Genomic DNA, 20,795 nt, shown 5'->3' on the forward strand with positions numbered 1-20,795 from the left:
GATGTTACGTTCTCAATTTGAGGAAGATTTAGAGAAATTGCACAACCAGTTCTATGCTATGGGACAAGAAGTGCTGTCCCAAATCAATCGTACAGTGCGTGCCTTTGTTACGCATGACCGTGATTTGGCCAAAGAAGTCATCGAAGACGATGCAGAAGTAAACGAATACGAAGTGAAATTGGAGAAGAAATCATTTGAAATGATTGCCCTACAACAACCCGTTTCTCAGGACTTGCGTACTGTTTTGACAGTCTTGAAGGCTGTATCTGACTTGGAACGTATGGGTGACCATGCTGTTTCCATTGCCAAAGCGGCAATTCGTATGAAGGGGGAGCAACGTATCCCAGCTGTTGAAGAAGAAATCAAGAGAATGGGGCGCGATGTCAAGAACTTCGTTGAAGCAGCCCTTGAACTCTATCTCAATGGTTCAGTAGACCAGGCCTATGAAGTAGCAGCCATGGATGAAAAAATCAACCATTACTTTGATAGCATTCGTGATTTGGCTACAGAAGAAATCAAGAAAAATCCAGATGCCATCGTTACAGGTCGTGATTATTTCCAAGTGATTGCTTTCTTGGAACGTATTGGAGACTATGCTAAAAATATCTGTGAATGGGTTGTTTACTTTGAAACAGGTAAGATTGTCGAACTATAAAATAGATTTATTCTGTATAAAAAGGAGCTCGAAATCAACTGACAGCTCCTTTTCTTGAATGAAAAAAATATTTTTAAGATAAAAATTCAAAAAAATACTTGACAAGTAACTTGGATAGCGTTATAATTATACAAAATTAACAGAGAGGTTGTTTATTTATGAAATCAAAAAAATGGATATTTGTTTTATGTAGTTTTCTTGCAAGTTTCTTCTTAGTAGCTTGCCAGTCAGGTTCGAATGGTTCTCAGTCAGCTGTTGAAGCCATTAAGCAAAAGGGGAAATTGGTAGTAGCGACCAGTCCTGACTATGCACCTTTTGAATTCCAATCCTTAGTTGATGGGAAAAATCAGGTAGTCGGTGCGGATATTAACATGGCTCAGGCTATTGCTGATGAACTTGGGGTTAAGTTGGAAATCTCAAGCATGAGTTTTGATAATGTCTTGACTAGTCTTCAAACTGGTAAGGCCGACCTAGCAGTTGCAGGAATTAGCGCTACTGACGAGAGAAAAGAAGTCTTTGATTTTTCAATCCCTTACTATGAAAACAAGATTAGTTTCTTGGTTCGTAAGGCTGATGTAGAAAAATACAAGGATGTAACTAGCCTGGAAAGTGCTAATATTGCAGCCCAAAAAGGAACTGTTCCAGAATCAATGGTCAAGGAACAATTGCCAAAAGCTCAATTGACTTCCCTAACTAATATGGGTGAAGCTGTCAATGAATTACAGGCTGGAAAAGTAGATGCTGTTCACATGGATGAGCCTGTTGCCCTTAGCTATGCTGCTCAAAACGCTGACCTAGCTGTCGCAACTGTCAGCTTGAAGATGAAGGACGGCGAAGCTAATGCAGTTGCCCTTAGAAAAAATAGTGCTGATTTGAAAGAAGTGGTGGACAAGGTCATCCAAAAACTCAAGGATGACGGCACCTACCAAAAATATCTTGAAAAAGCGGCAACCTTAACAGAAGTTGAAGAATAATACTCAATGAAAATCAAAGAGCAAACTAGGAAGCTAGCCGCAAGCTGTACTTGAGTACGGTAAGGCGACGCTGACGTGGTTTGAAGAGATTTTCGAAGAGTATAAGAAAAAAGCAGAGTTGGAAGTCATTCCAATTCTGCTTTTAAATAGTTTAAAACCTTTTCTAGATTTTCTAAGGATACCTTGGCAAATTGATAAGGACAAGCATCCAAGTAAGCTTCTTCAAAGAAGTTTAAGCTCAGTTGGCTGTGTTTGAGACTGGCGATTTTAGGGTACTGTCTCAGATCTAGTAATAAACCATCATGTAGGGGAAAATGAGGAAGGGGACAAGGAGTGTTGGCTAGTCTTTCCTCGAGTTGTTTTTGGTAAGTTTCCTGATTGGACAAGCGAGTCAGACGATTTTTCTCAAATAATTGACTGTCAATATAGAGTGACAGGGCCTTTTGCATGATGAGGTTGCTGTCGTAGTCTAGGATATTTTTGTAGGCCACAAAGGCTTTTTTAATAGCATTTGGAAGAATGAGTGCTGTAATCCGCAGGGCTGGAAAGAGGCTGGTTGAGAAGGACTTGATATAAATGACGCGCTCCTCTGTATCCAGATAGTGGAAGGTCTGGCCCTTCTTGGAGTCCAAATCCCCCAAATAGTCGTCCTCTACGATATAGACACCATACTTGGCAGCTAAGTCAAGAATAGCCCGTTTGTCCTGCTCAGAATAGGAATGGCCTAGAGGATAGTGAAAACGAGGAATAGTGTAGAAAAACTTGATCTTTCCCGTTTGGAAATGCCGTTCAAGTTCCATTAAGTCAATCCCATCAATGCCTCGTTCAATCGTTTGATAGTCTAATCCTTGAGCAATCAAGAGGCGATTCATCCGATGGTAGGTCGGCTGTTCCACCAAGATTTCCTTTGCTTGGCTTGGAAAGGATATTTGAGAGAGGATAAACAAGGCTTGTTGGGTCCCAGAAGTCAATACCAGTTGGTCAGCCTTGCAGTAGAGGGCTTGGTCAAAGAGAAGTTTATGAATAGACTGTCTTAGGTCTTCTAAACCTTCTTGGTTGTCATAGTAGTTGAAGAGGTAGTTTTCCCGGCCAATTAAGGTTTCGTTGACACAGAGTCGAAAATCGTCATAGGCACTAGCATGTTCGTCGGTAACCTCGATTTCTAGGTCTTGGTGTTGCCCTTGTTCTAGTACATAGTAGCCACTCTGGGGCTTGGCATAGAGGTATTGTTCGTGTCGTAATTCCAGCAGGGCACGTTGAATGGTGTCCTTGCTACAGTGAAAGTCAAGGCTCAGTTGACGGATAGAAGGCAGGCGACTACCCGTCGGAAAGCGTCCAGACTCGATACCATTTTTCAGATAGGAAACGACCTCTTGGTATTTGCTTTGTTTCTTCATTCCAGACCTCCCTTGATTTTGTTACATTGTACCCTTTTTTTTTCTTCTTGGCAATGTCTAGGGTGTTTCTCTCGTTCACATCTAGGGGCAAATGTGGTATACTTAGGAGTAAGATTTATAGAATAACAGACAAGAAAGTGAATGGATAAGAACGTGCAGGAACCAGTGAAATTATTTCAATACAATACCCTTGGAGCCTTGATGGCTGGCCTTTATGGTGGGACCATGACAGTAGGAGAATTGCTAGAGCATGGTGACCTTGGTTTGGGAACCTTGGATTCCATTGATGGAGAATTGATTGTCTTGGATGGTAAGGCTTATCAGGCCAAAGGATCAGGCGACCAGCCAGAGATTGTGGAGGTGTCACCAGATGCCCTTATTCCTTATGCAGCAGTAGTACCGCATCAGGCAGAGGTCATTTTCCGCCAGCGCTTTGAGATGACAGACAAGGAATTGGAAGAGCGAATCGAGTCTTATTATGACGGGGAAAATCTTTTCCGTTCTATCAAGATTCGTGGGGAATTTTCACATATGCATGTGCGCATGATTCCCAAGTCGACACCAGATACCAAGTTTGCTGAGGTCGCAACCCATCAGCCTGAATATAGTCGCGACAATGTGGCGGGGACCATTGTTGGTTTCTGGACGCCAGAGATTTTCCATGGGGTCAGTGTGGCAGGCTACCATCTGCACTTCATTTCAGATGATTTGACCTTCGGTGGACATGTCATGGACTTTGTCATTAAGGAAGGCATTATCGAGGTGGGAGCTGTTGACCAATTGGATCAACGTTTTCCAGTCCAAGACCGTCAATACTTGTTTGCTAAGTTCAATGTTGACGAGATGAAAAAAGATATTGAAAAGGCGGAATAGGAGAAGAAAATGACCATTCATATTATCATTACCATGTTGCTGTTGCTGGCTTTCTTGATAGGAAGTATTTGGTATGCCAAAAAGAAATACCAGATTAATCTAGCTGTATTGGGCTTGGGGGCTGTTGCTTTCTTTGTCTCTTCACAGATTTTGGAAAAACTGGTGCATATCTTGGTTTTGCATCCTCAAAAAGACAGCAGTATTGCCCTCTTGCAAGATCATCCGTTTGTCTATATTGTCTATGGACTAGCCATGGCAGCTCTTTTTGAGGAAACGGCTCGTCTTGTTTTCTTCAAATGGTTGGAGAAAAAGAGAAATTTGGAAAAGGCGGATGCCTTGGCTTATGGATTGGGGCATGGTGGCTTGGAGTTGATTTTCCTAGGTCTTACTAGTTTGATTAATCTCTACATCGTTCTCTCAGCAGTTCAAACGCAAAATCCACAGGTTATGCAATTGCTGTCTGAAAATATGTTGAAAACTATTCAGTCGCTATCAGTCTGGCAGATTTATTTGCTTGGTTTTGAGAGAATCTTGGCGCTAGGTTTCCAATTACTCTTGACTGTTTGGGTTTACCAAGCTGTTCGTCAGAAGAAATGGATTTATCTCCTAGCGGCCTATGGACTACATGCCTTCTTTGACCTGGCACCATCTCTTGCCCAAGTTGGCTGGTTGACCAATCCAGTCTTGGTTGAAGTTGTCCTAGCACTTGAACTCGTTCTGGTTGCCTATGGAACAAAGGCTATCTTTTGCAAAAAATCATAAAAAGAGGGGAAACCTCTTTTTTGTTTAAAATAAGCCCAAGTTTTTTTTAGGGTCGTCAAATGGTCTTAAAAATGGTATAATGGAATGAATTTTGTAAAAGGAAGAGTGTCATGTCAGTAAAAGAAAAAATGCTTGAAATTTTAGAAGGGATTGATATCCGTTTTAAAGAACCCTTGCATAGCTATAGTTATACAAAAGTAGGTGGAGAGGCTGATTATCTGGTCTTTCCACGAAATCATTTTGAGTTGGCTCGCGTTGTTAAATTTGCCAATCAAGAAAATATTCCTTGGATGGTTCTTGGAAATGCCAGCAACATCATCGTTCGTGATGGTGGGATTCGTGGATTTGTCATCTTGTGTGACAAGCTCAATAATGTTTCCGTTGATGGCTATACCATTGAAGCTGAAGCTGGTGCTAACTTGATTGAAACAACTCGCATTGCCCTTCGTCATAGTTTGACTGGTTTTGAGTTTGCTTGTGGTATTCCAGGAAGCGTTGGCGGTGCTGTCTTTATGAATGCGGGTGCCTATGGTGGCGAGATTGCCCACATCTTGCAGTCTTGTAAGGTCTTGACCAAGGATGGAGAAATCGAGACCCTGTCTGCCAAAGATTTGGCTTTTGGTTACCGCCACTCAGCCATTCAAGAGTCTGGTGCAGTTGTCTTGTCAGCTAAATTTGCCCTTGCTCCAGGAAGCCATCAGGTTATCAAGCAAGAAATGGATCGTTTGACGCATCTACGTGAACTCAAGCAACCTTTAGAATATCCATCTTGTGGTTCGGTCTTTAAGCGTCCAGTAGGTCATTTTGCAGGTCAATTAATTTCAGAAGCTGGCTTGAAAGGCTATCGTGTCGGTGGCGTAGAAGTGTCAGAAAAACACGCAGGATTTATGATCAATGTTGCTGACGGAACGGCTAAAGACTACGAGGACTTGATTGAGTCTGTTATCGAAAAAGTCAAGGAACACTCTGGCGTCACTCTTGAGAGAGAAGTCCGTATTTTAGGTGAAAGCAAGTAGGAAGCTGTAGTTGAAAAGCTGCTACTATGTCATGGAAAGGGGGTGAAAGCCTATCGTTAGTGCAGAAGAATGTAGGCAGTTCAATCTCCTACACGAGGTAGTAGCGGCCTGACAGAGCCCTGATCTGTTAATCTATGAAAAAGAAGGAATAAATGACAATTGAAAAAACCAATTATTGAATTCAAAAACGTCTCAAAAGTTTTTGAAGACAGCAACACCAAGGTTCTCAAAGATATCAACTTTGAGTTGGAAGAAGGGAAGTTCTATACTCTTCTAGGCGCGTCTGGTTCAGGAAAATCAACTATCCTTAACATCATTGCAGGTTTACTGGATGCGACGACAGGAGATATTTTGCTGGATGGTGTCCGTATCAATGACATCCCAACCAACAAGCGAGACGTCCATACGGTCTTCCAATCCTATGCCTTGTTTCCACATATGAATGTGTTTGAAAATGTTGCCTTTCCACTCCGCTTGCGTAAAATTGACAAGAAAGAAATCGAGAAACGCGTAGCGGAAGTTCTCAAGATGGTTCAGTTGGAAGGTTATGAAAAACGTTCCATTCGTAAACTCTCTGGAGGACAACGTCAGCGTGTGGCTATTGCCCGTGCCATCATCAACCAACCCCGTGTGGTTTTGTTGGACGAGCCTTTGTCAGCGCTGGACTTGAAATTAAGAACAGACATGCAGTATGAGTTGCGTGAACTGCAACAACGATTGGGCATTACCTTTGTCTTTGTCACTCACGATCAGGAAGAAGCCCTGGCCATGAGTGACTGGATTTTTGTCATGAATGATGGCGAGATTGTCCAGTCTGGAACACCAGTAGATATCTACGATGAGCCGATTAACCATTTTGTTGCCACCTTTATCGGTGAGTCAAATATCTTGCCAGGAACCATGATTGAGGACTACTTGGTTGAGTTTAACGGCAAACGATTTGAAGCGGTCGATGGTGGGATGAAACCAAATGAACCTGTTGAGGTTGTTATTCGTCCAGAGGACTTGCGGATTACCCTTCCTGAAGAAGGCAAGCTCCAAGTTAAGGTGGATACCCAGCTCTTCCGTGGGGTGCACTATGAAATTATCGCCTATGACGAACTTGGAAATGAATGGATGATCCACTCGACTCGTAAGGCCATCGTGGGTGAGGAAATCGGTCTGGACTTTGAACCGGAAGACATCCATATCATGCGTCTCAACGAAACCGAAGAAGAGTTTGATGCTCGTATTGAGGAGTACGTAGAAATCGAAGAGCAAGAAGCAGGTCTGATCAATGCAATCGAGGAGGAAAGAGATGAAGAAAACAAGCTCTAAACTCTTTGTAGTGCCCTACATGATCTGGATTGCCCTCTTTGTCCTCGCACCCTTGGTCTTGATTTTCGGACAATCCTTTTTTAATATTGAAGGCCAGTTTAGTTTAGAAAATTATAAATCTTACTTTGCGTCACAAAACTTGACCTACCTAAAAATGAGTTTCAACTCTGTACTCTATGCAGGAATTGTGACCTTTGTGACCTTGCTTATCAGCTATCCAACAGCCCTCTTTTTGACCCGTCTCAAGCACCGTCAACTCTGGCTCATGCTGATTATCCTGCCAACCTGGATCAATTTGCTCCTTAAAGCCTATGCCTTTATCGGAATTTTTGGTCAGAATGGCTCTATTAACCAATTTTTGGAATTTATCGGAATCGGTTCACAGCAGTTGCTCTTTACCGATTTCTCCTTTATCTTTGTCGCAAGCTACATCGAGCTTCCCTTTATGATTTTGCCGATTTTCAATGTCTTGGACGATATGGATAACAATCTCATCAATGCCAGCTACGACCTAGGTGCGACCAAGTGGGAGACCTTCCGTCATGTCATCTTCCCTCTATCGATGAACGGAGTGAGAAGTGGGGTCCAATCGGTCTTTATCCCAAGTTTGAGTCTCTTCATGCTGACCCGTTTGATTGGTGGGAATCGCGTTATTACGCTGGGAACGGCTATTGAACAGAATTTCCTAACCAATGACAACTACGGTATGGGTTCAACCATCGGTGTAATTCTCATCTTGACCATGTTCATCACCATGTGGGTGACCAAGGAAAGGAGAGAACGATGAAAAAATTTGCCAATCTATATCTAGGACTGGTCTTTCTTGTCCTCTACCTGCCTATCTTTTACTTGATTGGTTACGCCTTTAACGCAGGCAACGACATGAATAGCTTTACAGGCTTTAGCTTGAGCCATTTTAAAACCATGTTTGGCGATGGTCGTCTTATGTTGATTGTGACTCAGACCTTTTTCTTGGCCTTCCTTTCAGCCTTGATAGCGACCATTATCGGGACTTTTGGAGCTATTTACATCTACCAGTCTCGTAAGAAATACCAAGAAGCCTTTCTTTCACTCAATAATATCCTCATGGTTGCGCCCGATGTTATGATTGGTGCCAGCTTCTTGATTCTCTTTACCCAACTCAAGTTTTCACTTGGCTTTTTGACCGTTCTATCTAGTCACGTAGCCTTCTCCATTCCTATCGTGGTCTTGATGGTCTTGCCTCGACTCAAGGAAATGAATGGCGACATGATTCATGCGACCTATGACCTTGGTGCCAGTCAATTTCAGATGTTCAAGGAAATCATGCTTCCTTATCTGACTCCGTCTATCATTGCAGGCTATTTCATGGCCTTCACCTATTCGCTAGATGATTTTGCCGTGACCTTCTTCGTAACGGGAAATGGCTTTTCAACCCTGTCAGTCGAAATTTACTCTCGTGCTCGTAAAGGGATTTCGCTTGAAATCAATGCCCTGTCTGCCCTTGTCTTTCTCTTTAGTATTATCCTAGTTGTTGGATATTACTTTATCTCACGTGAGAAGGAGGAGCAAGCATGAAAAAACTCTATTCATTTTTAGCAGGAATTGCAGCCATCATCCTGGTCTTGTGGGGAATTGCGACGCATTTAGATAGTAAAATCAATAGCCGAGATAGTCAAAAACTGGTTATCTACAACTGGGGAGACTATATCGATCCAGAACTCTTGGAGCAATTCACAGAAGAAACAGGAATCCAAGTCCAGTACGAGACCTTTGACTCCAACGAAGCCATGTATACAAAGATTAAGCAGGGTGGAACGACCTACGATATTGCTATCCCAAGTGAATACATGATCAACAAGATGAAGGACGAAGACCTCTTGGTACCGCTTGACTATTCAAAACTTGAAGGTCTTGAAAATATCGGACCAGAGTTCCTCAACCAATCCTTTGACCCAGGCAATAAATTCTCCATCCCTTACTTCTGGGGAACACTGGGAATTGTCTACAATGAAACCATGGTAGATGAGGCGCCTGAGCATTGGGATGACCTCTGGAAACCAGAGTATAAGAACTCTATCATGCTCTTTGATGGGGCGCGTGAGGTACTGGGACTCGGACTCAATTCCCTTGGCTACAGCCTCAACTCCAAGGATACCCAGCAGTTGGAAGAGACAGTTGATAAGCTCTACAAATTGACTCCAAATATCAAGGCTATTGTGGCGGATGAGATGAAGGGCTACATGATCCAGAACAACGCTGCAATCGGTGTGACATTCTCTGGTGAAGCCAGCCAAATGCTGGAGAAAAATGAAAATCTACGCTATGTGGTTCCGACCGAGGCCAGCAACCTTTGGTTTGACAATATGGTCATTCCCAAAACAGTCAAAAACCAAGATGCAGCCTATGCCTTTATCAACTTTATGTTAAAACCTGAAAATGCTCTCAAAAATGCAGAGTATGTCGGCTATTCAACACCAAACCTACCAGCTAAGGAATTGCTCCCAGAGGAGAAGAAAGAAGACAAGGCCTTCTATCCTGATGCTGAAACCATGAAACACCTAGAAGTTTATGAGAAATTTGACCATAAATGGACAGGTAAATACAGCGACCTCTTCCTACAGTTTAAAATGTATCGGAAGTAGGAGTTAGCAGTTACGAAACGAATCAGTCAAGCTGGTTCGTTTTTTATAGAAGTCATTTTTTTCAGCCATATATTTTTCTATTCTAGTTGCTTATTTGCTTGCCCAGTAGTATACTAAGTTTAACCTTACAGAAAGCGGTAACAAAAAATGAAGATATCTACTTTTTCAAAAAAAGTTATTGGCCAACCTTTTTGATTGTTGACGAAACAATTATACTATTCCATTTAAAGGATGGCTTGGATCGACAATACCTAACAACTGATTCCATACATTTGGTGATAGGGTTCTTTATATTTGCAAATATTTTCGTAGCTATCTTTAACAATTCAAAACTTTGGAATAAAAGTTGGGATAAAAAGAGTGATAGCAGTAAGAAAAAGTATATTCTGAAAAAGTAATCTGAGATGTAGGGAATTGGTCTGATTCAATGGAGATGATTTCCAGTTGACGCAAGCTTAAAAAAACGTTATAATAAGAAAGTTGAGAATTGATTTTCAGTTATCTTAGTCCAGAGAAATGGCGGTGCTGCGAGCCATCTAAGCTAGAAAGTCATGCTACTCAATCATACAATTGCATAAGAATAAGAGAATGACAAGTTCATTGAATGAAGGTGGTACCGCGGTTTTTCGCCCTTCGTGATATGAGCTTGTCTTTTGGTTTTTGGAGGTGTTGATGAAAACATTTCTTGTCAAACAAAAGTTTCGTCTTGGAGGCGAACGCTTCGCTATCAAGGATGACAGGGGAGAAATCGCCTATCAGGTAGAGGGATCATTTTTTAAGATTCCTAAAACTTTTACCATCTATGATGCTAATGGTGAACAGGTCAGTCAGATCAGTAAAGAAATCTTGACCTTGCTTCCTCGTTTTGAGATTCAGCTTCGAGATGGCTCGAGTTTTGTCATTCGTAAGAAGTTGACCTTCTGGCGAGATAAGTATTAGTTTGATAATCTAGGTCTTCGTATCGAGGGCAATATCTGGGATTGGAATTTCAAATTGCTGGATGATCGCGATCAGCTGATTGCGGAAATCAAGAAAGAACTCTTCCATCTGACCTCTACCTATAACCGTAACGGTTCTTGAGGACGCTTATGCAGACCTAGTCATTTCCCTCTGTGTCGCTATTGACTATGTGGAAATGCTGGAAAGCCAATCACATTAAACAAGTAATAAGGAGACAATATGAAACAACTATCTAGTGCACAAGTACGCCAAATGTGGCTTGATTTCTGGGCGACCAAAGGTCACTCTGTAGAACCATCAGTGAGCTTGGTTCCTGTAAATGATCCAACACTTTTGTGGATCAACTCTGGGGTAGCAACCCTTAAGAAATACTTTGACGGGACCATCATCCCTGAAAATCCACGTATTACCAATGCTCAAAAGGCTATCCGTACCAACGACATCGAAAACGTAGGAAAGACTGCACGTCACCATACCATGTTTGAAATGTTGGGGAACTTCTCTATCGGGGATTACTTCCGTGACGAAGCTATCACTTGGGCTTATGAGCTTTTGACAAGCCCAGAATGGTTTGACTTCCCAGCTGAGAAACTTTACATGACCTACTATCCAGACGATAAAGATTCATACAACCGTTGGATTGAAGTGGGAGTGGACCCAAGTCACTTGATTCCAATCGAGGACAACTTCTGGGAAATTGGTGCGGGACCTTCTGGCCCAGATACAGAAATCTTCTTTGACCGTGGTGAAGCCTTTGACCCAGAAAATATCGGTCTTCGTCTCCTTGCAGAAGATATCGAAAACGACCGTTACATCGAAATCTGGAACATCGTATTGTCACAATTTAACGCAGACCCTGCTGTTCCTCGTAGCGAATACAAGGAATTGCCACACAAGAACATTGATACGGGCGCTGGTTTGGAGCGTTTGGTGGCCGTTATCCAAGGGGCTAAGACCAACTTCGAAACAGACCTCTTCATGCCAATCATTCGTGAAGTGGAGAAATTGTCTGGTAAGGTCTATGACCAAGATGGCGACAACATGAGCTTTAAAGTTATCGCTGACCACATCCGTTCCCTTTCATTTGCCATCGGTGATGGTGCCCTTCCAGGAAATGAAGGTCGTGGTTACGTCCTTCGTCGTCTTCTCCGTCGTGCTTCTATGCATGGTCAAAAACTGGGTATCAACGAGCCTTTCCTTTACAAACTCGTTCCAACTGTTGGAAAAATCATGGAAAGCTACTACCCAGAAGTGCTTGAAAAACGTGACTTTATCGAAAAAATTGTTAAGAGCGAGGAAGAATCATTTGCTCGTACCCTTCACTCAGGTCAACACTTTGCCCAAGGCATTGTGGCAGACTTGAAAGAAAAAGGACAATCTGTCATCGCTGGTTCAGATGTATTTAAACTTTACGACACTTATGGATTCCCAGTTGAATTGACTGAAGAAATCGCTGAAGAAGCGGGTATGACTGTTGATCGTGAAGGATTTGAAGCAGCGATGAAAGAACAGCAAGAACGTGCGCGTGCGTCAGCTGTCAAGGGTGGCTCAATGGGTATGCAAAATGAAACCCTTCAAAACATCACTGTAGAAAGTGTCTTCAACTACAATGCTAGCCAATTGTCTTCTAAATTGGTGGCTATCGTGGCTGACAATGCAGAAGTAGAAGCTGTATCAGAAGGAACTGCCTCACTTATCTTTGCGGAAACGCCATTCTATGCTGAAATGGGTGGACAAGTAGCTGACCACGGTCAAATCTTGGATGCTGCAGGAAACCTTGTAGCGACTGTAACGGATGTTCAAAAAGCACCAAATGGACAAGCTCTTCATACTGTTGAAGTCCTTGCACCGCTTGCTTTGAACCAAGAATACACTTTGGCAATTGATACAAATCGTCGTCACCGTGTTATGAAAAACCACACTGCGACTCACTTGCTTCACGCTGCTCTTCACAATATCCTTGGAAACCACGCGACACAAGCAGGATCTCTTAACGAAGTCGAATTCCTTCGCTTTGACTTTACGCATTTCCAAGCAGTAACTGCTGAAGAATTGCGTGCGATTGAGCAGCAAGTCAATGAGAAAATCTGGGAAGCTCTTGAAGTGAAGACAGTTGAAACGGATATTGACACTGCTAAAGAAATGGGTGCTATGGCCCTCTTTGGTGAGAAATACGGTAAGGAAGTCCGTGTTGTTACTATTGGTGACTACTCTATCGAGCTTTGTGGTGGTACCCACGTTGGTAACACTTCTGAGATTGGTCTCTTCAAGATTGTCAAAGAAGAAGGGATTGGATCAGGAACTCGCCGTATCTTGGCAGTGACTGGTAAGGAAGCCTTTGAAGCTTACCGTGAACAAGAAGACGCTCTTAAAGCTGTCGCAGCAACCTTGAAAGCACCTCAACTTAAAGAAGTCCCTCACAAGGTAGAAGGACTTCAAGAACAACTTCGTCAATTGCAAAAAGAAAATGCTGAGTTGAAAGAAAAAGCCGCAGCTGCAGCTGCAGGCGATATCTTCAAGGATGTGAAGGAAGTCAATGGTCACCGTTACATTGCTAGTCAAGTGTCTGTATCAGATGCAGGTGCCCTTCGTACCTTTGCAGATAACTGGAAACAAAAAGACTACTCTGATCTTCTTGTCCTAGTTGCCGCTATCGGTGACAAAGTCAATGTCCTTGTAGCAAGCAAGACAAAAGACCTTCATGCAGGAAACCTTGTCAAGGAATTAGCACCAATCGTCGATGGACGTGGTGGTGGTAAACCAGACATGGCCATGGCAGGAGGAAGCAACCAAGCTAAGATCCAAGAATTGTTGGATGCGGTAGCAGGTAAATTGTAATCAAGTAATACTCTTCGAAAATCTCTTCAAACAACGTCAGCTTCGCCTTGCCGTACTCAAGTACAGCCTGCGGCTACCTTTCTAGTTTGCTCTTTGATTTTCATTGAGTATAAAGATCTATCCATTTGGTGGGTAGGTCTTTTTTGACTACAAAAAAAGCCAAATCCGATTGGATCTGGCTTGAATATTATGAACTATTAGATTGTATTGGCTGCCCAGACACTTACCGAAGCAGCTGAGACTGGGAATTGTCCATAACCTTCCTCATCAATTGTAATTTGACCTTGGTGGTTTTCAAGTAAATCTACAAAGGTTTGGTTAGCCCATTCTTGGCCGACAAACATTGACTTGCTGTTTTCTTGGTCATTTGAGATAAGGACTGCGATTGGGGATTGATTTTCAGCACCTGAACGTACCCAACCGATACAGTTAGCATCATCAAAGTAGTCATTTTGTTCTCCATAGGCCAAATCTTTTCGGATGGCTAGGAGGCGGTCAAGGATCTCTTTGAAATCTTGTTGAGCATACTGCCCTGAAATCCCATAGTAATCTCCGTAAAAGACACATGGAAGTCCATCTTGGCGTAACAGAATGAGGGCATAGGCTGCTGGTTTGAACCACTCTTCAACAGTCGATTCAAGAGCCTGACCTCGTTGGGTATCATGATTGTCGACAAAAGTCACCGCCTTGTCAGGTTTGAGTTCAACCAAGCTATCTGTGAAAATGCCACGAAGGTCATAGTCTGCGCCAGCTTGACTGGCTTCAAAGAGATTCTGGTGGAGACGAACATCGACAAGGTCAAAGCGTTCTTCCGTTTTTTCAAGATAGTCCAGATTGGCTTCCTTGTCAGGATTCCAGAATTCACCAAAAACATAGAAATCTTGACCATATTTTTCCTTCATATCACGGATGAAATTGCGCATAAAGAAAGAATCGATGTGTTTGACTGCATCCAAGCGAAAACCAGCTACACCAGTCGTTTCCATGAACCAGTCTGCCCAGTTATAGAGATTTTGGATGACCTCAGGATGTTTAAAGTCTAGGTCAGCATACATGAGGTAGTCGTAATTTCCGTTTTCGTTATCGACTAATTCCTCATTTGCCCAGCCCTTGTTATCACCTTGGATGAGATAAATGCCAGATTTACGACGTTTGGCATCGTAGTCTGTACCTGTGAAGTGGTACCAGTGCCAGTGGAAGTCATTGTAGGTATCTTGGCGGCCATCGAAGGTAAAGCTAGTCCAGCCATTGATAGTGAAGGGTTCTCCAAGTTCAACTGTACGGTCTACAGGATCCACTTCGATAACCTGAAAGGCTTCCATATGATCGGCTGCAGCCTTGTGGTTGAGCACCACATCGGCCATAGGCTGGATTCCCTGCGCTTTTAGAGCTTGAATGGCTTGAAGATAATCTTCTTTAAAACCATACTTGGTGCGGACAGTTCCTTTTTGATTAAACTCTCCTAAGTCAAATAAGTCATAGACACCATAGCCTACATCTTTTTCATTGGTTGCCTTAAAAGCTGGTGGCATCCAGACATGGCTAATACCGAGATCAGCTAAGTGTTGAGCATCTTCAGCTAGACGCGTCCAGTGCTGGCCGTCGTGGGGGAGATACCATTCAAAGTATTGCATAAGTGTTTGATTTTGCATGATTTTTCCTCTTACTTGTCAATCTTGTTCTTTATTCTATCATAAAGTATCTCTTGACTCAAACGTTTGCGTAATACTAAATAATAAGTTTTTGACTATTTTATATAAAATGTTGATTTTTAAAATGAAAGCGCTATAATAATAGTAAATTACATAGATAAAGATAGGAGTCAGCCCATGATTGAATTTCAAAATGTTAGTAAGTTGTATGGTGATAAAGCGGCTTTGAGCAATCTCAATCTGCAGATTGAAAATGGAGAGATTATGGGCTTGATTGGCCATAATGGTGCTGGGAAATCGACCACTATAAAATCCCTAGTCAGTATCATTTCACCCAGCAGTGGTCGTATTTTGGTTGACGGTTTAGATTTATCGGAAAATCGCTTGGCTATCAAACGAAAGATTGGCTACGTTGCAGACTCGCCTGACTTATTTTTACGTTTAACGGCCAATGAATTTTGGGAATTGATTGCTTCATCCTATGATTTGAGCAGCTCTGACTTGGAGGCTAGTCTAGATAGGCTATTGAAGGTTTTTGATTTTGCTGAAAACCGTTATCAGGTTATTGAAACCCTTTCTCACGGAATGCGTCAGAAAGTCTTTGTCATCGGGGCACTCTTGTCTGATCCTGATATTTGGGTCTTGGACGAACCCTTGACTGGTTTGGATCCCCAGGCTGCCTTTGATTTGAAGCAAATGATGAAGGAACATGCACAAAAAGGTAAGACAGTCTTGTTTTCAACCCATGTCCTCGAGGTAGCTGAGCAAGTCTGTGATCGGATTGCAATCTTGAAAAAGGGGCATTTGATTTATTGTGGTAGTGTAGAGGACTTGAGAAAAGACCACCCAGACCAGTCTTTGGAAAGTATCTACCTTAGCCTTGCTGGTAGAAAAGAGGAGGGTGAAGATGCGTTTCAAGGTCATTAAAAAATTAGTTGATATCAATATCCTCTATTCATCTAAAGAAGCGAATCTGGCTAATCTACGAAAGAAGCAGGCTAAGAACCCTGGGAAAAAAGTAAATGTTTCCGCTAGAGTCCTAAGTTCTTACATTTTTTCTAGCCTCTTGATGCTACTTTTGTTTATAAATATAGCCTTTCATTTTCCTTTTGAGGAAATGCCAAGTCTTTTTAGTACCATGGTTGCTATTTTACTGGTGCTTGCCTTTTCAACGGCTTTCACTGCCTTTTACAATGTCTTTTATGAGAGTAAGGATTTGGCCTCCTATAGTCCCTATGCCTTTAAAGAATCAGAGATTATAATCGCTAAAGGACTGTCTGTCCTCTTGCCAGCTCTAACTGGAATTGTACCAACCCTAGCTTATTTTCTAGTCCTCTACATTAGGTTAGCTCCTTCTCTTTGGCTGGGCTTGCCTTTGATGCTGCTGTCCTTGGCCTTATTATTTGTCTCTGTTACTTTAGTGATGGTAGGGGTAGTGCATTTCTTGGCTCAAACTACCGTTTTTAGAAAGTATCAGTCTATTTTTGCCAATGTGATGATTGGGATTGGGGTTCTCATACCTTTATTATTTGTCTTCCTTCTACAGTCGACTTCTAGAGATATAGTTGACAGAGTTAGAGATATTCCATTTCTCCTTTATCCTATTCATCTCTTTTACAAAATAGCAGTGGAGCCTTTTTCGACAGAGGCCATACTGGGTCTGCTCGCTTGGATAGCTTTAACTGTTTTCTTGCTTTATCTGACCAAAAAGAAGGTTTTTCCTCATTTTTATGACGTGATTCTGCTTAACAGTGAGGAGAAGGTCAAAAAAGAACGTCGCAGTAAAGAGGGGATTTCAAGAACTAAAAAGGGATTTTTCCGCATGGTTTTGCGCTACAACCTCTCCCTCTTGGGACAGGGGACTGGCGTGATTACAGTACTTTTTACAAGTGCGTTCCTTCCCTATCTCATGATGATTGGTCCGATTTCCACAATCCGAGATTCTCAGTTAGTTCCAGACGTTCATCCTCGATACTGGTTACCCTTGTTTTTCGTGGGAATGTTTATAGCAGTTGTCAATAACAATATCACCAGCCTTCCTTCAATTGCCTTATCCTTGGAGAGGGAAAATGTTGATTTTCTGAAGAGTTTACCCTTTGACTTTGCTCGTTATGTGAAAGTGAAATTTTGGATTATCTTTGCTGTCCAGTCCTTTTTACCTATCTTGACTTTACTTGGTCTTTCCCTTTATTTAGGATTGCCTATCCTTTCGATGATTTACCTTCTTGTGGCATGGGTTCTTGCCAGTGTCAGCCTTTCTTGCCACCATTATTTTAAAGATATGAAAAATCTGTCAACCAATTGGAGTAGCATTACGGACCTGGTGAATCGTTCAAAAGGTATAGTCACAATGGTTTTGATTATTATTTATAGTGCTATCTTATTGATTTCAACTATTGTGAGCGTATACTTGCTTCAGTCTCTTTCCCCTGTCCTTGCCATCAGCTTGGGAGTAGGAGCTCTTATCCTCCTGCTTGGTCTTGCTATATTTAGCTATCATTACTACCTGTCACGGATATTGTTAGAGATAGAAAAAAGATAAGGTTGTTGGTCGCTTACTTGATAAATTTTATAAAAAGAAATGCTCCTCCAAAGGTAACCTGACACCCAGCAGTTTAGTGATTAGGTAATATTAGCGAGTCAGATTATCCGGCTCGCTTTTTTCGTTGTTTAGTTTTCCGATGAAATTGTAGTAAATATCTATCTGAATGATTCGATTGCGTTTCGTTCCTGTTGGTTTTTGTATCACAATCTTATCAATCAGCTCATTTATGATTTCAACGGTTAGTTCTGGAAGTTCTGTATATTTGGAAATTCTCGCCATAAACTTAGAGATACTGTCTGGTTTTCAAAATGACAATTTAGTTTTAACTTTTACGACTGATTCCAACGATATTCTAACATTTGAATATAGTGCTTTTCATTTAACCGACACCGCCAAGGCTCTGATAGAGATTTTAGATATTGAAACAGATGATGAATTTTTTAGAGAGCTAGCGAATAGCTATAGAGAGAAGTTATCTGAGTCTAGTGTTAAGATTTCAGTTGTAAATGTTGAGGTATTGAGTTGACTTTAACTGATTTAATTCAGTGGTGATATGTGGTATAATTGTAGGTATGAAATCAATACTTAATAGTAAGCAGGCTTTACGCCCTTTTACAAAATGGACTGGTGGAAAGCGTCAGCTTCTTTCCGTAATCAAATCTCTTATGCCAGAATCTTATAATCGTTATTTTGAGCCGTTTGTTGGTGGTGGAGCTTTGTTTTTTGAACTTGCTCCTAAAGATGCGATCATAAATGATTTTAATAGTGAATTAATCAATTGTTATCAACAAATTAAAGATAATCCTTCTGAGCTAATTAAATCGTTATCTAAGCACAAGGAAAGCAATTCGAAGGAATACTATTTGAACTTGCGTTCTGCTGATAGGGACAGCAGAATTGAAAAAATGAATAATGTTGAGAGAGCTGCTCGCATTATGTATATGCTACGTGTAAATTTTAATGGATTATACCGTGTAAATTCAAAAAATCAGTTTAATGTCCCGTATGGTCGCTATAAAAATCCCCAAATTGTAGATTCAGATTTGATTGTATCTATTTCTCAATATTTAAATGAGAACACTATTCATATTTTAAATGGAGATTTTGAAGAAGCCGTTAAAGATGTTGAAGCTGGGGACTTTGTTTACTTTGACCCACCCTACATTCCACTTTCTGAGACAAGCTCTTTTACTTCTTATACACACGAGGGATTCTCTTACGAAGACCAAGTTCGTTTGAGAGACACTTTTAAAAAGCTAGATGAAAAAGGCGCCTACGTTATGTTATCGAATTCTTCTAGCCCATTAGTTGGAGAGTTGTATAAAGATTTTAATATACATAAAGTCTCTGCTACCCGGACTAATGGAGCTAAATCTTCAAGTCGTGGAAAAATTGATGAGATTATTGTAACCAACTATGATAAATAACGAATATAAGTATGGAGGTGTTTTAATGACAAAGCCATACTATAATAAAAACAAATCAATTCTTGTACATGCCGATACTTTTGAGTTCCTTTCGAAAATGAAACCTGAAAGTATGGACATGATTTTCGCAGATCCGCCTTATTTTTTGAGTAATGGAGGTTTCTCTAACTCAGGAGGTCAAGTAGTATCAGTTGATAAAGGTGATTGGGATAAAATATCTTCGTTAGAAGAAAAACATGATTTCAACCGACGTTGGATAAATCTTGCTAAAAAAGTCTTAAAACCTAATGGCACAATTTGGATTTCAGGTAGTTTTCATAATATTTATTCGGTTGGAATGGCTTTAGAACAAGAAGGATTTAAGATTCTTAATAATATTACTTGGCAAAAAACTAATCCAGCTCCAAATCTTTCTTGTCGATATTTTACGCATTCTACCGAAACCATTCTTTGGGCTAGGAAAGCTGATAAAAAAGCTCGTCACTATTACAACTATGACTTGATGAAAGAAATAAATGATGGTAAACAAATGAAAGATGTCTGGACTGGTCCGCTCACAAAGCAAACTGAGAAATGGGCTGGTAAGCATCCTACGCAGAAACCTGAATATTTGCTGGAACGAATTATTCTAGCTTCCACTCAAGAAGATGATTATATTCTGGATCCTTTCGTTGGTAGTGGAACGACAGGTGTGGTTGCTAAAAGATTAGGTAGAAAATTTATAGGAATTGACGCAGAAAAAGATTACTTAAAAATAGCCAAGACAAGATTAGAAAAGGAAAGAAACGAGGGGATATTATGAAACTAAATGATTATCTAGAATTATCGTCAGAAGAAAGACTTAAAGAATTTTTATCAAGTTTATCTGTAACAAATCGTACACCTGAATATTATGTCAATTGGGAGAAGGTTAATCGTGAGACTAAACAGTTTGAGTTAGAGCTAAACACCCTTAACTACCTGATAGGTAAAGATTCTATTTATAACGAAGCTCTATCTCTGTTCACTAAACAACCCGACCTACTTAGGGCAATTCCAAGTTTAATTGCTAGCCGTGATAAAATTTTAGATATTCTTTCTATCGATGAGCAAGATAATATGAGTTTTGAGCGACTCAATTTTTCGAAAATTGATACTAACAAGATTAAGGAGTATGTTGATTTTACTGAAAAATCTGGATTATTGAATTTCCTTCAAAACAACGCTAACCGTTCGTTAGTGGATTATGTTTATGGGGTGGAAGCTGGATTGGATAGCAATGCTAGAAAAAACCGTAGTGGAACAACTATGGAAGGTATTTTAGAACGTCATATTGATAAAATAGCAAACGAATTAGAATTAGAATGGAAAGCTCAAGCTACAGCTCCATTTATCAAAGAGAAATGGAATATTATAGTTCCTGTTGATAAGTCTGAACGACGTTTCGATGTGGTAGTATATTCCAAAAAGAAACATAAAGTTTGGCTAATTGAAACAAATTACTACGGTGGCGGAGGCAGCAAACTTAAGGCTGTAGCTGGCGAGTTTACGGAATTGAGCCAATTTGTAATAACTTCGAACGATAATGTAGAATTTGTGTGGGTTACAGATGGACAAGGTTGGAAAACCGCTCATTTACCACTTTCAGAAGCTTTTAATCATATCACAAATGTATTCAATTTGTGTATGCTAAAAGAAGATTTTTTGTCTGAACTATTTCAAAAATAATATTATAAATTAGGTTTTAGAAAAATCTAGAAGAACGCGAGGTGTTGA

General features: G+C 41.0%; 19 protein-coding genes and 1 pseudogene. 17 read left to right on the forward strand and 3 right to left on the reverse strand.

The features are described 5' to 3' along the window. Window position 1 precedes the first annotated feature (1 nt). Together phoU and N8M95_RS00145 are read left to right on the forward strand one after the other, a co-directional pair. Window positions 2–655 (forward strand): phosphate signaling complex protein PhoU, encoded by a 654-nt coding sequence (phoU, locus tag N8M95_RS00140; RefSeq protein ID WP_000946458.1) that lies wholly within the window; start codon window positions 2–4, stop codon window positions 653–655. A gap of 158 nt (window positions 656–813) precedes the next feature. Then, on the forward strand, window positions 814–1,629 hold the full coding sequence (locus N8M95_RS00145; RefSeq protein ID WP_261116335.1) for an ABC transporter substrate-binding protein: 816 nt from the start codon (window positions 814–816) through the stop codon (window positions 1,627–1,629). A gap of 125 nt (window positions 1,630–1,754) precedes the next feature. Here N8M95_RS00145 and N8M95_RS00150 read toward each other — a convergent pair whose 3' ends face one another. After that, the gene (locus N8M95_RS00150) at window positions 1,755–3,026 is read right to left on the reverse strand and encodes an aminotransferase-like domain-containing protein (protein WP_261116336.1); all 1,272 of its coding nucleotides are present in this window, start codon (window positions 3,024–3,026) and stop codon (window positions 1,755–1,757) included. A 141-nt stretch (window positions 3,027–3,167) separates the two neighbouring features. Between N8M95_RS00150 and budA the strand changes: the two genes are divergently transcribed. From budA to alaS, 10 genes and pseudogenes are all read left to right on the forward strand, one after another. Continuing rightward, entirely contained in the window at window positions 3,168–3,899 is a 732-nt protein-coding gene (budA, locus tag N8M95_RS00155) for an acetolactate decarboxylase (RefSeq protein WP_000360298.1), read from the forward strand. 9 nt (window positions 3,900–3,908) lie between these two features. Further along, on the forward strand, window positions 3,909–4,661 hold the full coding sequence (locus N8M95_RS00160; RefSeq protein WP_261116337.1) for a YhfC family intramembrane metalloprotease: 753 nt from the start codon (window positions 3,909–3,911) through the stop codon (window positions 4,659–4,661). Between the two features lie 110 nt (window positions 4,662–4,771). Next, window positions 4,772–5,677, forward strand: coding sequence for a UDP-N-acetylmuramate dehydrogenase (gene murB, locus N8M95_RS00165; protein WP_261116338.1), 906 nt, complete (start codon window positions 4,772–4,774; stop codon window positions 5,675–5,677). 159 nt (window positions 5,678–5,836) lie between these two features. After that, entirely contained in the window at window positions 5,837–6,994 is a 1,158-nt protein-coding gene (locus N8M95_RS00170) for an ABC transporter ATP-binding protein (protein ID WP_000742895.1), read from the forward strand. Next, on the forward strand, window positions 6,975–7,781 hold the full coding sequence (locus N8M95_RS00175; RefSeq protein WP_049542872.1) for an ABC transporter permease: 807 nt from the start codon (window positions 6,975–6,977) through the stop codon (window positions 7,779–7,781). Before N8M95_RS00170 ends, N8M95_RS00175 begins: the two co-directional genes overlap by 20 nt. Next, on the forward strand, window positions 7,778–8,551 hold the full coding sequence (locus N8M95_RS00180; RefSeq protein ID WP_261092838.1) for an ABC transporter permease: 774 nt from the start codon (window positions 7,778–7,780) through the stop codon (window positions 8,549–8,551). The genes N8M95_RS00175 and N8M95_RS00180 overlap by 4 nt, the downstream gene beginning before the upstream one ends. Next, the gene (locus N8M95_RS00185) at window positions 8,548–9,618 is read left to right on the forward strand and encodes an ABC transporter substrate-binding protein (RefSeq protein ID WP_020901515.1); all 1,071 of its coding nucleotides are present in this window, start codon (window positions 8,548–8,550) and stop codon (window positions 9,616–9,618) included. The genes N8M95_RS00180 and N8M95_RS00185 overlap by 4 nt, the downstream gene beginning before the upstream one ends. A gap of 155 nt (window positions 9,619–9,773) precedes the next feature. After that, window positions 9,774–10,016 (forward strand): hypothetical protein, encoded by a 243-nt coding sequence (locus N8M95_RS00190; protein ID WP_125443005.1) that lies wholly within the window; start codon window positions 9,774–9,776, stop codon window positions 10,014–10,016. 274 nt (window positions 10,017–10,290) lie between these two features. After that, window positions 10,291–10,777: pseudogene (locus N8M95_RS00195) on the forward strand (LURP-one-related/scramblase family protein). A gap of 20 nt (window positions 10,778–10,797) precedes the next feature. Then, on the forward strand, window positions 10,798–13,416 hold the full coding sequence (alaS, locus tag N8M95_RS00200; protein ID WP_261116339.1) for an alanine--tRNA ligase: 2,619 nt from the start codon (window positions 10,798–10,800) through the stop codon (window positions 13,414–13,416). A 197-nt stretch (window positions 13,417–13,613) separates the two neighbouring features. On the opposite strand, the gene N8M95_RS00205 is transcribed toward alaS, so the two are convergent. Continuing rightward, window positions 13,614–15,068 (reverse strand): alpha-amylase, encoded by a 1,455-nt coding sequence (locus tag N8M95_RS00205; protein ID WP_261116340.1) that lies wholly within the window; start codon window positions 15,066–15,068, stop codon window positions 13,614–13,616. A gap of 177 nt (window positions 15,069–15,245) precedes the next feature. On the opposite strand from N8M95_RS00205, the gene N8M95_RS00210 reads away from it, so the two are divergent. Beyond that, window positions 15,246–15,995 carry an ABC transporter ATP-binding protein gene (locus N8M95_RS00210; protein WP_033686761.1) on the forward strand — a complete coding sequence of 250 codons (750 nt, stop codon included), beginning with the start codon at window positions 15,246–15,248 and terminating at the stop codon, window positions 15,993–15,995. Next, complete coding sequence (locus N8M95_RS00215; protein ID WP_049487320.1) at window positions 15,976–17,610, forward strand: hypothetical protein; 1,635 nt, start codon at window positions 15,976–15,978, stop codon at window positions 17,608–17,610. The genes N8M95_RS00210 and N8M95_RS00215 overlap by 20 nt, the downstream gene beginning before the upstream one ends. Window positions 17,611–17,700: 90 nt before the next feature. On the opposite strand, the gene N8M95_RS00220 is transcribed toward N8M95_RS00215, so the two are convergent. Next, window positions 17,701–17,892: a DUF4368 domain-containing protein gene (locus N8M95_RS00220; protein ID WP_150922567.1), complete on the reverse strand. Its 192-nt coding sequence runs from the start codon at window positions 17,890–17,892 to the stop codon at window positions 17,701–17,703. A 293-nt stretch (window positions 17,893–18,185) separates the two neighbouring features. On the opposite strand from N8M95_RS00220, the gene N8M95_RS00225 reads away from it, so the two are divergent. From N8M95_RS00225 to N8M95_RS00235, 3 genes are read left to right on the forward strand one after another with little or no spacing between them, the layout of a single operon-like run. Further along, window positions 18,186–19,040, forward strand: coding sequence for a DNA adenine methylase (locus N8M95_RS00225; RefSeq protein ID WP_150922568.1), 855 nt, complete (start codon window positions 18,186–18,188; stop codon window positions 19,038–19,040). Further along, window positions 19,030–19,842, forward strand: a complete 813-nt coding sequence (locus N8M95_RS00230; RefSeq protein WP_150922569.1) for a DNA-methyltransferase — start codon at window positions 19,030–19,032, stop codon at window positions 19,840–19,842. Before N8M95_RS00225 ends, N8M95_RS00230 begins: the two co-directional genes overlap by 11 nt. Then, complete coding sequence (locus N8M95_RS00235; RefSeq protein ID WP_150922570.1) at window positions 19,839–20,747, forward strand: type II restriction endonuclease; 909 nt, start codon at window positions 19,839–19,841, stop codon at window positions 20,745–20,747. The genes N8M95_RS00230 and N8M95_RS00235 overlap by 4 nt, the downstream gene beginning before the upstream one ends. Window positions 20,748–20,795 lie beyond the last annotated feature (48 nt).

The sequence above is a fragment of the Streptococcus mitis genome (genome assembly GCF_946190325.1).
Taxonomy (GTDB): Bacteria; Bacillota; Bacilli; order Lactobacillales; family Streptococcaceae; genus Streptococcus; species Streptococcus mitis_CF.

What these genes read in the sequence shown, in the direction of transcription:
- phoU (WP_000946458.1), top strand. Translation starts at nt 2, where the DNA reads ATGTTACGTTCTCAATTTGAGGAAGATTTAGAGAAATTGCACAACCAG.
- N8M95_RS00145 (WP_261116335.1), top strand. Translation starts at nt 814, where the DNA reads ATGAAATCAAAAAAATGGATATTTGTTTTATGTAGTTTTCTTGCAAGT.
- N8M95_RS00150 (WP_261116336.1), bottom strand. Translation starts at nt 3,026, where the DNA reads ATGAAGAAACAAAGCAAATACCAAGAGGTCGTTTCCTATCTGAAAAAT.
- budA (WP_000360298.1), top strand. Translation starts at nt 3,168, where the DNA reads ATGGATAAGAACGTGCAGGAACCAGTGAAATTATTTCAATACAATACC.
- N8M95_RS00160 (WP_261116337.1), top strand. Translation starts at nt 3,909, where the DNA reads ATGACCATTCATATTATCATTACCATGTTGCTGTTGCTGGCTTTCTTG.
- murB (WP_261116338.1), top strand. Translation starts at nt 4,772, where the DNA reads ATGTCAGTAAAAGAAAAAATGCTTGAAATTTTAGAAGGGATTGATATC.
- N8M95_RS00175 (WP_049542872.1), top strand. Translation starts at nt 6,975, where the DNA reads ATGAAGAAAACAAGCTCTAAACTCTTTGTAGTGCCCTACATGATCTGG.
- N8M95_RS00180 (WP_261092838.1), top strand. Translation starts at nt 7,778, where the DNA reads ATGAAAAAATTTGCCAATCTATATCTAGGACTGGTCTTTCTTGTCCTC.
- N8M95_RS00185 (WP_020901515.1), top strand. Translation starts at nt 8,548, where the DNA reads ATGAAAAAACTCTATTCATTTTTAGCAGGAATTGCAGCCATCATCCTG.
- alaS (WP_261116339.1), top strand. Translation starts at nt 10,798, where the DNA reads ATGAAACAACTATCTAGTGCACAAGTACGCCAAATGTGGCTTGATTTC.
- N8M95_RS00205 (WP_261116340.1), bottom strand. Translation starts at nt 15,068, where the DNA reads ATGCAAAATCAAACACTTATGCAATACTTTGAATGGTATCTCCCCCAC.
- N8M95_RS00210 (WP_033686761.1), top strand. Translation starts at nt 15,246, where the DNA reads ATGATTGAATTTCAAAATGTTAGTAAGTTGTATGGTGATAAAGCGGCT.
- N8M95_RS00215 (WP_049487320.1), top strand. Translation starts at nt 15,976, where the DNA reads ATGCGTTTCAAGGTCATTAAAAAATTAGTTGATATCAATATCCTCTAT.
- N8M95_RS00220 (WP_150922567.1), bottom strand. Translation starts at nt 17,892, where the DNA reads ATGGCGAGAATTTCCAAATATACAGAACTTCCAGAACTAACCGTTGAA.
- N8M95_RS00225 (WP_150922568.1), top strand. Translation starts at nt 18,186, where the DNA reads ATGAAATCAATACTTAATAGTAAGCAGGCTTTACGCCCTTTTACAAAA.
- N8M95_RS00230 (WP_150922569.1), top strand. Translation starts at nt 19,030, where the DNA reads ATGATAAATAACGAATATAAGTATGGAGGTGTTTTAATGACAAAGCCA.
- N8M95_RS00235 (WP_150922570.1), top strand. Translation starts at nt 19,839, where the DNA reads ATGAAACTAAATGATTATCTAGAATTATCGTCAGAAGAAAGACTTAAA.